General features: G+C 59.2%; 13 protein-coding genes. 7 read left to right on the forward strand and 6 right to left on the reverse strand.

Going from position 1 to position 13,256, the window contains the following annotated elements; translation table 11 throughout:
• Positions 1-9 precede the first annotated feature (9 nt).
• The 3 genes from M5G20_RS25445 to M5G20_RS25455 all read right to left on the reverse strand — a co-directional run bounded on the left by M5G20_RS25445 (position 10) and on the right by M5G20_RS25455 (position 1,269).
• Positions 10-192, reverse strand: coding sequence for a DUF1289 domain-containing protein (locus M5G20_RS25445; RefSeq protein ID WP_150734532.1), 183 nt, complete (start codon positions 190-192; stop codon positions 10-12).
• 2 nt (positions 193-194) lie between these two features.
• Positions 195-551 carry a hypothetical protein gene (locus M5G20_RS25450; protein WP_273921667.1) on the reverse strand — a complete coding sequence of 119 codons (357 nt, stop codon included), beginning with the start codon at positions 549-551 and terminating at the stop codon, positions 195-197.
• A gap of 115 nt (positions 552-666) precedes the next feature.
• A complete protein-coding gene (locus M5G20_RS25455) occupies positions 667-1,269 on the reverse strand; it encodes a TetR/AcrR family transcriptional regulator (RefSeq protein ID WP_273921424.1) in 603 nt (200 codons plus the stop codon).
• Positions 1,270-1,430: 161 nt separating this feature from the next.
• Between M5G20_RS25455 and M5G20_RS25460 the strand changes: the two genes are divergently transcribed.
• From M5G20_RS25460 to M5G20_RS25475, 4 genes are all read left to right on the forward strand, one after another.
• Positions 1,431-2,597, forward strand: a complete 1,167-nt coding sequence (locus M5G20_RS25460; protein ID WP_273921425.1) for an ATP-NAD kinase family protein — start codon at positions 1,431-1,433, stop codon at positions 2,595-2,597.
• A 35-nt stretch (positions 2,598-2,632) separates the two neighbouring features.
• On the forward strand, positions 2,633-4,036 hold the full coding sequence (gcvPA, locus tag M5G20_RS25465) for an aminomethyl-transferring glycine dehydrogenase subunit GcvPA (protein WP_273921426.1): 1,404 nt from the start codon (positions 2,633-2,635) through the stop codon (positions 4,034-4,036).
• Positions 4,033-5,589 carry an aminomethyl-transferring glycine dehydrogenase subunit GcvPB gene (gene gcvPB / locus M5G20_RS25470; protein ID WP_273921427.1) on the forward strand — a complete coding sequence of 519 codons (1,557 nt, stop codon included), beginning with the start codon at positions 4,033-4,035 and terminating at the stop codon, positions 5,587-5,589. The genes gcvPA and gcvPB overlap by 4 nt, the downstream gene beginning before the upstream one ends.
• A 135-nt stretch (positions 5,590-5,724) precedes the next feature.
• Positions 5,725-7,347, forward strand: coding sequence for an acyl-CoA synthetase (locus tag M5G20_RS25475; protein WP_273921428.1), 1,623 nt, complete (start codon positions 5,725-5,727; stop codon positions 7,345-7,347).
• Between the two features lie 70 nt (positions 7,348-7,417).
• On the opposite strand, the gene M5G20_RS25480 is transcribed toward M5G20_RS25475, so the two are convergent.
• A complete protein-coding gene (locus M5G20_RS25480) occupies positions 7,418-7,855 on the reverse strand; it encodes a nuclear transport factor 2 family protein (RefSeq protein WP_273921429.1) in 438 nt (145 codons plus the stop codon).
• Between the two features lie 278 nt (positions 7,856-8,133).
• Here M5G20_RS25480 and M5G20_RS25485 point away from each other — a divergent pair, with 278 nt between their 5' ends.
• The 3 genes from M5G20_RS25485 to M5G20_RS25495 all read left to right on the forward strand — a co-directional run bounded on the left by M5G20_RS25485 (position 8,134) and on the right by M5G20_RS25495 (position 12,194).
• Positions 8,134-8,655, forward strand: coding sequence for a sigma-70 family RNA polymerase sigma factor (locus tag M5G20_RS25485; RefSeq protein ID WP_273921430.1), 522 nt, complete (start codon positions 8,134-8,136; stop codon positions 8,653-8,655).
• Complete coding sequence (locus M5G20_RS25490; protein ID WP_273921431.1) at positions 8,652-9,617, forward strand: FecR domain-containing protein; 966 nt, start codon at positions 8,652-8,654, stop codon at positions 9,615-9,617. The genes M5G20_RS25485 and M5G20_RS25490 overlap by 4 nt, the downstream gene beginning before the upstream one ends.
• A 96-nt stretch (positions 9,618-9,713) precedes the next feature.
• Positions 9,714-12,194, forward strand: a complete 2,481-nt coding sequence (locus M5G20_RS25495) for a TonB-dependent siderophore receptor (RefSeq protein WP_273921432.1) — start codon at positions 9,714-9,716, stop codon at positions 12,192-12,194.
• 119 nt (positions 12,195-12,313) lie between these two features.
• On the opposite strand, the gene uraH is transcribed toward M5G20_RS25495, so the two are convergent.
• On the reverse strand, positions 12,314-12,724 hold the full coding sequence (gene uraH / locus M5G20_RS25500) for a hydroxyisourate hydrolase (RefSeq protein WP_273921433.1): 411 nt from the start codon (positions 12,722-12,724) through the stop codon (positions 12,314-12,316).
• Between the two features lie 9 nt (positions 12,725-12,733).
• Positions 12,734-13,237 (reverse strand): GlcG/HbpS family heme-binding protein, encoded by a 504-nt coding sequence (locus M5G20_RS25505; protein WP_273921434.1) that lies wholly within the window; start codon positions 13,235-13,237, stop codon positions 12,734-12,736.
• Between the last annotated feature and the right edge of the window lie 19 nt (positions 13,238-13,256).

The raw sequence follows: 13,256 nt of genomic DNA on the forward strand, positions 1-13,256 counted from the left end.
CTTCGCTGACTAACTCTGCATTTTCTTCAGGCCTTTCAAACGCATATTCGCCCTTTGCACCGCAGCCATCTTTTCCGGCCGCTTCATGCGTTTCCACTTTTTGATGTCTTCCTTGCTTCTTCCGCAACTCACACACAGGTCGCCGCTCAACTGGCAAACCGAGATGCAGGGGTTTTCGATTTCTTTTGCCATCGTCAATCACCTTTGGCCAGACGCTTCTGCCAGTCGCCCCGGTGAGTGCGTTGGCACTCTTCCTCAGAATCGAAGCGGACAGTAAGGTCTGAAGGCGTCAGGTCGATGTTTGCCTCGTTCAACGCCATGGCCGTCAGCTCAAAAATGCGCGCCTTTGCGTTGGCCTGAGCCAGTTTTTTATCGGCTTGGGTTTCGAACACCCAGGTGATCCTCAGTGTTTCAGTCAGCGCGTTCAAATCGGTGGTATGGGTGAGCCAGGTGAAGCCTTTGATTTCACCTTTTGCTGTTTCGCACGCTTCGGTGAGGGCGGTAATCAACCGGCGCTCGATCCGCGCCATTTCACGTTTGCCAGGGGGCATTGGGGGTTTCCTTGGGAGGCAATGGTGGGGCGGCGCTTGACCAAAGCATTTGGCGCCGTTTGTAGGACTGTCCTCAGCCAGCATCCGCTTCAAGTACGCGCCAACCGCCTGTTTGTTACTTTACCGACTCGCCGGACTTCAGCAACCCGGACGCCAATGCGATGAAACTCTGGCCCGCTTTCTCGGAGGCGGTTTGCGGGTCCTCTGCGTGCGCGATCCACAAGGAAGCACCGAGCAGGGCACCCATGATCAGACGCGCTGTTGCCTCGCTGTCGACTTCCCGGATGATCCCTTCATCCATCAGCTTTTGAATGCTGCGTTGCGTACTGCTGATGCACCCACTCTGGCTCGGCCACTGCGATGGGTCGCCCAGCACCGCCGGCCCATCGAGGAATACGATGCGCTGGATTTCCGGCTCCAGGGACATCTTGATGTAAGCGATGGACTCATCGATAAACCCGTCCCAAGTCGTGCTCGCCGCTTCGATAATGACCGACAGGCGCTCAATCATCTCCCCGTCGATCTGAGCGATGACCGCCTGCAGCAAGCCCTTCTTGTCACCGAAGTGATGGTACAGCGCGCCACGGGTCAGACCCGCTTGAGCGGTAAAGTCGTCCATCGAACTTTCCGCGTATCCCTTCGCGGCGAATGCTTCTCGCGCAGCCTTGATCAGTTTGCCGCGAGTCTCCGCAATCATGTCCGCACGCTTCTGCGCCATCGCTCGTCTACCTCTATAAAAAATTTAACATTCGTTGCGTATGCGAGTTGACATACTTCGCGTATGTCGTATTGTGTCCGACATACGCGGCGTATGCAATGAGCCTGACAGATGTGCTTACAGGCTCTGAAGCACCGCCATTTAGCACAGGATACCGACCAATGCGTGGACAGAGCGATTCAGATATTTCACTCCGTGACCAAGGCCCGGGAACAACCCTCGGATTGATCGTCAATCCTGTCGCCGGTATGGGCGGGCCCGTGGGACTCAAAGGCACCGATGGCCCCGAGATCCTGCAGGAAGCAAGGCGTCGTGGCGCGCGGCCGGTCTCCAGTGAACGGGCTTTGCTCGCGCTAAAGCGCCTGGCTGCTTCGACAACGCCGTTTCGTCTGGTTACCGGCTCCGGGGACCTGGGCGAGGATGTGGCACGCGCCGCCGGTCTCGAGCCAATTGTCGTTTACGCGTCATCACCCGGATCAAGCCGGCCGGATGACACCCGTAATGCCGCGCTCGTCATGGCGTACGCCTCTGTCGATCTGCTGCTTTTCGCCGGGGGCGATGGTACGGCGCGGGATGTGCTGGCGATGGTCGCCGATCGCGTTCCCATCCTGGGTATCCCGACGGGCGTGAAAATGTATTCCGCCGTTTTCGGCACCAACCCGGAAAACGCCGGAAATCTTGCCGCACGGTTCGTGGCCGCAGAATCCTCAGTGCGTTTTCGCGAGGCGGAGGTCATGGACATCGATGAGGCCGCCATGCGCAACGACCAGGTCTCGGCGCGCTTGTATGGCTACGCACGCAGCCCCCACGAGCGCCACCTGACGCAAAACGCCAAGGCCGGTTCAGTGGTCAGCGAAAACATGGCGCTTGACGCAGTTTCACGACAGGTCGTCAGGGAGATGAAACCCGGCTGCCTGTACCTGCTGGGGCCAGGCACGACGACACGGCGCGTCATGACCGAACTCGGCCTGCCCTCGACGCTGCTTGGCGTAGACGCGGTCATGGACGGAGCGCTGGTGGGCTCTGATCTTAATGAACATGAGTTGATCCGCCTGATGGCGGGGCGTGAGACCTGCATCATCGTCGGCGTCCTGGGCGGTCACGGCAGTCTGTTCGGCCGTGGCAATCAGCAGATCAGTGCCGAGGTCATCCGCCAGGTAGGGCGCGAGCACATCCTCGTGATCACCTCGATGGACAAGCTCCTCTCCCTCGACGCCGGGTGCCTGCGCGTCGACACCGGTGACGCACACGTCGACGCCATGCTCAGCGGCCACATACGCGTGCACACAGGGCCAGACCGGTCCGTCTTTTTCAGGGTTCGATCCTGATCATTTGTTTCATCCGAAAAAACGAGGATAACCCCATGAGTAATCATGTCGCCCACCCCTACATGGCGAACTCCGTTCCTGCTCTCAAACAGGATATGCTCGACTCAATCGGTGCCGACAGCATCGAGGAATTGTTCCAGCAGATCCCCGAGGCACATCGGCTGCAACGTCCGATTGATCTGCCGCCAGCATTGACCGAGAACGAGCTGCGTCGGCACCTGGTCAGTACGCTGTCGAAGAACAAGACCTGCGAGCAGAACCTCAACTTCCTGGGCGCCGGTTGCTGGCAGCATCACGTTCCGGCGGCGTGCGACGAGGTCGTGCGTCGCAATGAGTGGCTGACCTCGGTGTTTGGCGAGCCGAGTTCCGACCACGGTCGCAATCAGGCCTGGTTTGAATTCTGCAGCCAGCTCGGCGAGCTGCTGAACATGGATCTGGTCGGCCTGCCGGTGCGCAGCTGGGGTTGCGCCGCCGGCCACGCCATTCGCATGGCCACGCGCATTACCGGGCGCAACGAAGTGGCGGTGGTGCGCGCCATCGATCCGGAGCGGTTGTCGATCATCCGTAATTACTGCGAGCCGATTGATATGCCGGGCCACATCGTTGTGCGTCTTGTCGACTACGACCCGGCGACCGGATTGCTTGATCTCGATCATCTTCGTGCATCGATCGGCTCGCAAACCGCTGCCGTCTATTTTGAAACCCCGTCCTACTTCGGTGTGATCGAACAGCAAGGCGCCGAGATCGCCGCCATTGCCCATGCCGTTGGCGCCGAGGTGATCGTCGGTGTCGATCCCATCTCGCTGGGTGTACTGGCAGCACCGATCGACTTCGGCGCGGACATCGTGGTCGGCACCACGCAACCGCTCGGCGTGCACATGAACTGCGGGGGCGGTGTCAGCGGCTTCATTGCGACTCGCGACGAAGAACTCTACGCGCATCAATACCCGACGTTGTTCATCAGCATCGCCGAAACCACCCAGCCCGGTGAATACGGTTTTGGCCTGAGTCTGTTCGAGCAATCGTCTTACGGTTTGCGTGACAAGGGTAACGATTGGACGGGGCACTCGGTGTACATGTGGGCCATCGCCAATGCCGTGTACATGGCCATGATGGGGCCGAAAGGGTTTGAGGACGTGGGCCGGATCATCCTGCAACGGGCGCACTACGCCGCGAAGCTGCTGGGTGATATTCCAGGCGTGCGCGTGACGTTCCCATCCGGGTTCTTCAAGGAGTTCGTGGTGAACTTCGACGAAGCCGGCGTCAGCGTGAAAGACATCAACAAGCGCTTGCTCGCGCTCGGGATTTTCGGCGGCAAAGACCTGACACAGGATTTTCCAGCGCTTGGGGCCAGCGCCCTTTACTGCGTCACCGAGATTCACACTCAGGCCGATCTTCAGCGTCTGGCCGATGCACTCAAAAAGGTAATCGCACAATGAGCACAACACTCAAGGAATACCGCGCTCCCGTCTGGAGCGAACCCGTCATTCTGCAGATGGGCTATCCCGGCCGTCGCGGTGTGATTTTTTCTGACGTCGAGTCCGGTGTGCAGGCGGCTGTCGGCAGCGCCGACGGACTCATTCCGGCGAGTATGCGGCGTTCGAGCAAACCGGCTTTGCCGGAGATGTCCGAGCCCGAGGTGTTGTATCACTATTTGCGCCTGTCGCAGCAGACCCTGGGCATGATGAAAATTAGCCTGTTCGGCACCTGCACCATGAAGTACAACGCTCAGATCAACGAGGCGATGGCCTGGCGTCCGGAAATTACCCACGTTCATCCGTATCAGGACGAAGACACCCTGCAAGGCGCGCTGGAAGTGGTGCACGGCATGGACACGATTCTGCGCGAGCTGTCCGGGATGGATCAGTTCATCTTCCAGGCGGGCGGCGGTGCTGACGCGGCTTACACCAGTTGCGCCGTGACCCGCGCCTACCATGCTTCGCGTGGTGAACTGGCGCAGCGAGACGAGATCATCACCACGATCCAGACTCACCCCAGCAGTGCCGCGACAGCCGCTGCCGCCGGGTTCAAGGTCATCACCCTGATGATTGAGGAAAACGGTTACCCGTCGCTTGAATCCCTCAAGGCCGCCGTGTCCAATCGCACAGCCGCGTTGATGGTCAACAATCCCGACGACATGGGAGTGTACAACCCGCAGATCCGTGAGTGGGTGCGGGTGGTGCATGAAGCGGGTGGTTTGTGCTTCTACGACCACGCCAACTTCAACGGCGCAATGACCAAGATTCGTGCCCGCGAGCTCGGCTTCGATGCGTGCATGTTCATGCTGCACAAAACCTTCGGCGCGCCAAAAAGTGGAGTAGGGGGCCCGGCAGTGGGTGCCTATGGTTGTTCGGCGGAACTGGCGCCGTTCCTGCCGGCGCCGGTGGTGGCTTTCGACGGTGAGCGCTACAGCCTGGATTACGACCGTCCGCAGAGCACCGGCAAGATCCGCGAGTTTTGGGGCAACGTTCCGGTGATCCTCAAGGCCTATGCCTGGTCTCGGGCCATGGGGGCTGCGGGGATGGCTGAAGCGTCCGACATTTCGGTGCTGGCCAATAACTACATGGAAAAAGGCTTGCTGGCGATTCGTGGCGTGACCCGTTCACATCCTGATGCCACCAGCCCACGGATGGAGATGACACGCTACAGTCTTGAGCAGCTCAAGGAAGACACCGGCGTCGACGTCCACGATGTGCAGAACCGCATGAGCGACTTCGGCATCGATCCCATGTGGAGCAGTCATCACCCGTGGCTGGTGCCTGAGCCCTTCACCCCGGAACCGGGCGAAATGTACGGCAAAGAGGCGCTGGACACCTGGATTGCAGTGCTCGCGCACATCTCGGACGAGGCATACGCCAACCCGGAGATCGTCAAGACGTCGCCGCATAACCAGGCGATCCACCGGCTCAAGAGCGCACCGCTGGAAGACCCTGAACATTGGGCCATGACCTGGCGGTCGTTCTTGCGCAAGAGCAAGAAGCAAACCGCTTGATTCGATGCTTCACCGTTGCAGCGTCCCCGCCGATCGGGCGGGGGCGTTGTCGAAACCTGATCAGAGCTAACAATCAGCCATCGGAGGTTTCCAGCACCGCAAAACAGGCTGGTGATCTCCCAACAGGAAAACCTCATGTCGATTTTCGAAACGGGCCTGGCGCCCTCGGCAGTCAACCACATCGCCCTTTCCCCGTTGAGCTTTATCGAGCGTACTGCCGCTGTCTATGGCGATTATCCCGCCGTGATCCACGGCGCCATCCGGCGCAATTGGCAACAAACCTATGAACGCTGCCGGCGGCTTGCCAGTGCGCTCAGCGGACGGGGTGTCGGCAAGGGCGACACGGTGGCGGTCATGCTGCCGAACATTCCCGCGATGCTCGAAGTTCACTTCGGCGTGCCGATGATTGGCGCAGTCCTCAATACCCTGAATGTGCGCCTGGATACTCAGGCCATTGCCTTCATGCTTGAGCACGGCGAAGCCAAGGTGTTGATCACCGACCGTGAGTTCCACGTGGTCATTCGTGAGGCCTTGAGCCTGCTCTCGCATCCGCCCATGGTGATCGATGTGGACGATCCGGAGTACGGCGAAGGCAGCCCCGTCAGCGCGCTGGATTACGAAGCGTTCCTCGCTGAAGGTGACCCGCAGTTTGCCTGGCAATGGCCGGAAGACGAATGGCAAGCCATCTCGCTCAACTACACTTCCGGCACCACGGGTAATCCGAAGGGCGTCATCTATCACCATCGCGGAGCCTATCTCAACTCACTGGGCAATCAGATGACCTGGGCCATGGGGCATCATCCGGTGTACCTGTGGACATTGCCGATGTTCCACTGCAATGGCTGGTGTTATCCGTGGACGGTCACCGCGCTGGCCGGGACGCACGTATTCCTGCGCCGCGTCGACCCGCAAAAAATTCTCACGCTTATCCGGCAACATCGGGTCAGCCATTTGTGTGGGGCGCCGATTGTGCTCAATGGGCTGGTTAACTTGCCCGACTCGGCCAAAGTCACTATCGATCATCCGGTCGACGCCATGCTGGCGGGCGCCGCTCCACCGGCCAAAGTCATTGGCGCGGTCGAGGAGATGGGCATCAAGGTCACCCACGTTTATGGCCTGACCGAGGTGTACGGTCCGGTGACCGTGTGTGCCTGGCATGCGCAATGGGACGAACAACCGCTGGACGCGCGGGCAAAGATCAAGGCGCGCCAGGGCGTGCGTTATCCGACCCTGGAAGGGCTGATGGTGGCCGATCCGCGAACCCTTGAGCCAGTGCCTTGCGACGGCACCACGGTTGGCGAAATCTTCATGCGTGGTAACACGGTGATGAAGGGTTACCTGAAGAACCCTCAAGCGACAGCCGAAGCTTTCGAGGGGGGCTGGTTCCATACTGGCGACCTGGCGGTTCGTCACCCCGACGGCTATGTCGAAATCAAGGATCGCCTCAAGGACATCATCATCTCCGGCGGGGAGAACATTTCCACCATCGAGGTTGAAGATGTTCTCTATCTTCACCCGGCCGTGTTGGAGGCCGCCGTGGTGGCCCGCCCGGACGAAAAATGGGGTGAAACACCTTGCGCCTACATCACGCTCAAGGCCGGTTATCAGGACACCCGGGAGACCGAGATCATCCTCTTCTGCCGTGAGCATCTGGCGGGGTTCAAGTTGCCCAAAACCGTGGTGTTCAGCGAGTTGCCGAAAACCTCGACCGGCAAGATCCAGAAGTATTTGCTGCGCGATTGGGCCAAGGCCCTATAAAAAGAGCCCCTGGATCAGGGGCTCTTTTCTTTTACTCGTCTCGCCTGGCGACCTTGCTGAAAAGGTCGTGTTACAGCCGGGCTACTTTCTGCGGTTCGCCGCCGCCCCAGTACAGCCAGGTCCAACTGTCGCCATTGCGCTGGAAGACCCCGGTTGCGACGTACTGGACGACTGTCGGCTCGCCATTTTCAATCGTGTGGCCGTCAATGCGGATCTGCGCCCAGGCAATGTCTGCGCGCATCCAGGACACCACCCGTTTTGGCTCCCAGCGAATGTTCAAGGTGCTCACCCAGGTCACGCCATGTTGAACGGCCTCGGTCCCCATGAAGTACTCGTCCAGGCCAGAGCCGGCGATCGCGACGTCGGGGTCGGCGAAGTACTTGGCGACATCTGAGCCTGGGGTGGAAAGGCCTTCAAGCACCTTGGCGATAAATGCATTGAGAGATTCCCGGGTGGCTGCATCGGTAATCAGGGACGGTGACTGGTATCCGGCGAGGCTGTCGATCATAAATGCTCCAGATTTACTGCGGGTTTCGAGGATGTCGTTCCTTGAATTGGGTAGAGCATACGTCCCGTATGAGTTCATGCTATTTCGCATTCGCTGCGTATGTCAATAAATATACATCGCGTAGGTCTTCGCGTGAATAACGCAGCGGGGGGATCAAAGAGGTGACTTTGAAAGCAGATGGCTGCGAGTTTCCCTGGCAACGCCATATGGCTATTGCAAACCACTCGCAGTGCGCATGACAATAAGAGTCATTATCAGTAACGAATGACTCCCTCGTCATGTCCGCCAACGAATTATCCCTGCGTAGCGCCGTTCACGATCTCTATTGCGACCATCACAGTTGGCTCAAGGGTTGGCTACGCAAGCGCCTGGGCAATGCTTTCGATGCGGCGGATCTGGCGCAGGACACCTTCGTTCGGGTGATCAAGGCACGTAACGCGCTGGAGATCCGCGAGCCGCGCCCGTACCTGTCGATGATCGCCAAAGGCTTGTTGATCGACCTGTTTCGTCGACGCTCGCTGGAACAGTCTTATCTGGAAGCCTTGGCCGCCATGCCCGAATGGCAGCAGCCGTCGCTGGAGGAGCAGGCGATCCTGTTGCAAGCCCTGGTAGAAATCGATCGCCTGCTGCAAGGCTTGGGGCCGAAGGTCAAGCAGGCGTTCATCCTGTCCCAGTTCGACGGCCTGACATACCCGCAGATCGCCGAGCGTTTGAACATCAGTTCCCGCACGGTCAATAACTACATGGCCAAGGCCATGGAGCATTGCTGCCTGATGCAGATCCGGTTGGAATTGGCATGAGCCTTTCACCTGCCGAGCTGAAAGTGATTGGCGTCGCCGCGCAGTGGTACGCCCGGCTTCGCTCCGGTGTCGCGACCGATTCCGATCGAGCCGCCTGGAATGACTGGCTGATGTCAGATCCTTCTCATCGCCAGGCCTGGCAGCGCATGGTCGATGTCGGCGAGCAGATGGCGGGCGTGCCGGGCTCGCTGGCTGCACCCGCATTACGCGGCGCAGATCAAACCCGGCGTCAGGTGTTGCGCAGTGTGTTGGTCATCGCGTCAGCCGGTTCACTGGGCTGGTTGGGCTGGCGCAGTGAAACCTCCCAGGACCTGCTTGCCGATTTTCACACCGCAGTGGGTGAACGCCGTGAGTTTCGCCTGGCGGATGGCACCTCCTTGCTGCTGAACACCGATACCTCGGTCAACCTGCGATTCGATGGTCGTCAACGTACGCTCGAACTGTTGCGCGGCGAAATCCTGGTGACAACCGCCGTCGATCCTTCGCAACGGCCATTCAAGGTCTTCACTCGTCATGGAGAGGTGCTGGCACTGGGGACGCGATTTATCGTCCGTTGCGCCGAGCAGAGTGGAGGGGTGGCAGTGATCGAGAAGGCTGTGGAGGTCCGTTCGGCGGGTGGTGGCTCGGCGGTGCGCCTGGAGGCCGGGCAGTCCCTGGATTTCGATGGCCAATCGGTGGGCGCTGTCCGGCGCAACGACGCTTCCGTTGGTGCCTGGCAGCAGGGCAGCATCATTGCGATCAATCGTCCCTTGGGCGAGTTGCTGGCCGATCTTTCTCGCTATCGCACCGGGGTGTTGCGCTGTGATCCGCGCATTGCACAGCTCAAGGTGTCCGGCGCATTTCCCATTGATGACACTGACCTGGCACTGGCGGCGCTGGAGAGCGGGTTCTCCCTGCGCATCGCGCGGTACAGCCGTTATTGGGTCACCGTGTCGCCACCTGCCAATGCGATTTTCCAGTGAATTAAAAAAGTTTGCGTGGGTTTGCACTTTTCATGCGCACCGTTCGGCTCATCCCTCAATGAGTTTTTACAGATCGTCTTTTGGGGGAGGGTAAGCATGTTTCGGGTGTACAAACCGGGTCGGTTGACGACCGCAGTCAAGGTCGGGCTATTGGCGGCAACGACCGCGGGCGTGTGGTCAAACGTCACGATGGCGGCGCAGTTGCCGGCGCAACAGCAAAACGCGGTCAAGTCCTTTGACATCGCGGGAGGCAGCCTGACCGAAGTGCTCAGTCATTTCGCCAGCGCGGCGGGTGCGGCGCTTTCGTTTGATGCGCGTCAAACCGATGGCTTGAAATCCTCCGGGCTCCAGGGTGCGTACGGTATCAGCGAAGGGTTTGCGCGGATTCTGGCCGGCAGCGGCCTGCAAGCCGAACCCCAGGGCAATGGCACTTATGTGCTGCGTCCGGCACCGGCGACCGGCTCGGCGCTGGAACTGGGCGCCACCAACATCAATGGGCAAATGCTCGGTGCGACCACGGAAAACAGCGGCTCCTACACCACGGGGGCGGTGACCATCGGCAAGGGCGAACACTCGCTCAGGGAGACGCCGCAATCGGTTACGGTGATGACCCGCAAGATGCTCGATGACCAGAACCTGAACACCATCGACCAGGTCATGGAAAAGACCCCGGGCATCACCGTCTACGACTCGACCATGGGCGGCAAATACTTTTACTCGCGCGGGTTCCGGATGTCCGGCCAGTATCAGTACGACGGCGTTCCGCTGGACATGGGCAACCTCTATGTTCAGGCCGACAGTTTCAGCGGTGACATGGCCTATTACGACCGCGTTGAAATCCTGCGTGGTGCGGCGGGCATGATGAAAGGCTCGGGTGGCACCGCTGGCGGGGTGAATTTCGTGCGCAAACGCGCGCAGACGACCCCGCACACCGAAATCACGCTGTCCGGCGGCAGCTGGGACAACTACCGTGGCCAGGTCGACACCGGTGGCCCGCTGAACGAAACCGGCACCTTGCGCGGGCGGGCGGTGGTGGCCGAGCAGAGCCGGCATTACTTTGTCGATGACGCCAGTCGCAAGGATCAGGTGTATTACGGCGCGCTCGACGCGGACCTGAGCCCCGACACGACCCTCGGGTTGGGCGTTGCCTATGAAGACGTCGACGCCAACCCTTGCTGGGGCGGCTTGCCGCGTTACCGGGATCGCAGCGACTTGAAGCTCAGCCGCTCGACCTGTCTCGATCCTTCGTGGAATACATGGCGCAGCAAGCGCACCACGGTGTTCAGTGATCTGAAGCATCAGATCAACGACGACTGGAGCCTCAAGGTCGCCAGCGTCTATACAAAAAACACCCAGGACATCAAGTACGCATTCGCTTCCGGCGCGGTGACTCCCGGCACGAACACCACCGGCATGCTCGGCAGTATGTACGATTACGATCAGGTCGATTACGGACTCGATGCGTACGTCGATGGCAAGTTCGACGCGTTCGGTCAGAAACATGAATGGGTGGTGGGCTTCAACGCCAGCCGTTCGAATAAGGACGACTTCTACTCGGTGGCGTTTCTGCCGCAACGGCAAAACGTGTTCAACCCCGACAAACATATCCCGGAGCCGGCTGACAGCTACTTCATCGATAACTCGTCTCGCGGCGGGCCGGTCAATTCAGTGACCAAACAGAAGGGCGTGTATTCGACACTGCGGTTGAAACTGGCCGATCCGTTGACCTTTGTGGTCGGCACTCGGGTGAGCTGGTACAACTCCGATACCGACTCCGACTTCATCAACACGGGGACTTCGGAACACTCCAGTACCACCGAGACCGGGCAAGTCACGCCATTTGCCGGCGTGCTGCTGGACCTCAACGAGAACCTGACGGCCTACGCCAGCTACTCGGACATCTTTACCCCGCAAGGCAACTACCGCTCCGAGGACGGCTCGGCGCTCAAGCCGCTGGTTGGCCAGAGCTATGAGCTGGGGATCAAGGGCGCCTGGTACGACGGTCGTCTGAACGGCTCCTTCAACCTGTTCCGCACGATCCAGAAAGATCAGGCACAGACGGACTTCAACTCGTCCTGCCCGTCCTCCGACGGTTATTGCTACGTCAATGCCGGCAAGGTTCGCGCCCAGGGTTTTGAGGCCGAGATCAGCGGTGAAGTCATCGAACGCCTGCAAGTGCTGGCGGGCTACACCTACACCCAGACCAAAACCCTGGATGACATCGACAGCAGCCTGAACGGCGCCGCGTTCAACAGCTATGTGCCTCGGCATATGCTGCGGATGTGGGGTGACTACGCGTTGGGCGGATCATTGGAGCGCTTCACCATCGGTGCCGGTGTGAACGCGCAAAGCGACAACTTCCGCGTGTCTCCGTCCAGTGGCGAGAAAATCAGCCAGTCAGGTTATGCGATCTGGAACGGCCGCATCGGCTACCGCATCGACGACACCTGGTCGGTGGCACTCAACGGCAATAACCTCTTCGACAAGCGCTACTACGCCACCATCGGGACCGAGGCTTTCGGTAACTACTATGGTGATCCGCGTAACTTCATGGTCTCGGTAAAAGCGAGTTTCTGATTCGAAGGGAAAACCGGCCCGAACGTCTGTTCTTTGGCCGGATTTCGAACTCAAGTGATGCTGGCACATAAAAAGAGCCCGGTTCTGCATTCGGGCTCTTATCTATTCTCGCCTATTCCTTAATTTCCACGGTAAGTGGAAAAGCCATAAGGGCTGAGCAGCAACGGAATGTGGTAGTGGGGAACAGTACCGTCCACTTCGAAAATAACCGGTACTTCCGGAAAGAAACTGGCGATCTTGTGTGCAGTGAACCATTCGCCGGTCTTGAACGTTACCCGGTAAATGCCTTTCTCTAATGATTTTCCATCCGGATAGAACTCAGGGATCCGCCCTTGATCATTGGTTGATGCAGTGTTGAGCATGTCCCAGCTCTGGCCATTCTTTTTTTCCAGGGTCACCTTGACTGCCGGGGAAGGTAATCCGTCCTGTAGATTCAATACATGTACGCTCAGGGGATTTGCCGCAGCTGATGCCAGCGAGGAGAGCGCGCTCAATACGGCGCCTGCGAAAAACAATTTCAATACGTTCATGATCGTCTCTTAATGAGTGGCAGTTAAAATTTTAGAAATGGCGGTCAGTGCACATCCTTCGTCGAATGCCGCTCCTCCGGCACCGGCGACACCGATTGCACCGATAACCTCTCCCTCGACCAACACCGGCACGCCGCCCCCGAGCAGTAACAACTCAGGCACAGTGTTCAGATTTTCGGCATCGGCAGTACTGCGAGCACGTTCTGCCAGCAGCCTCGTGGGTGTCTTGGTCGACAGAGCCGTATACGCTTTGCGCTGAGCGGCCAGCGTGTTGTGCGGGCCGACATTGTCGTCGCGTTGTACGGCGACCAAATTACCTCCACGGTCGACGACAGCGACAACGCCTGTTCTGCCCTCCAAATGGCAGGCTGCCAATGCGGCACCGGCCAGGTTATTAGCCAGCGTCAGCGTCATATCCTTGCGCTGCGCAACCTGACTGTCGGGTGCCGCAACTGCAAACGTCGAGCTCACCGCCAATGTGATCAGCAATAAGGTTGATCCGGTTATACGCATGCCTTTCCCCTTGGTTGAG

Source organism: Pseudomonas sp. TNT2022 ID1044 (genome assembly GCF_028656895.1).
Taxonomy (GTDB): Bacteria; Pseudomonadota; Gammaproteobacteria; order Pseudomonadales; family Pseudomonadaceae; genus Aquipseudomonas; species Aquipseudomonas reinekei.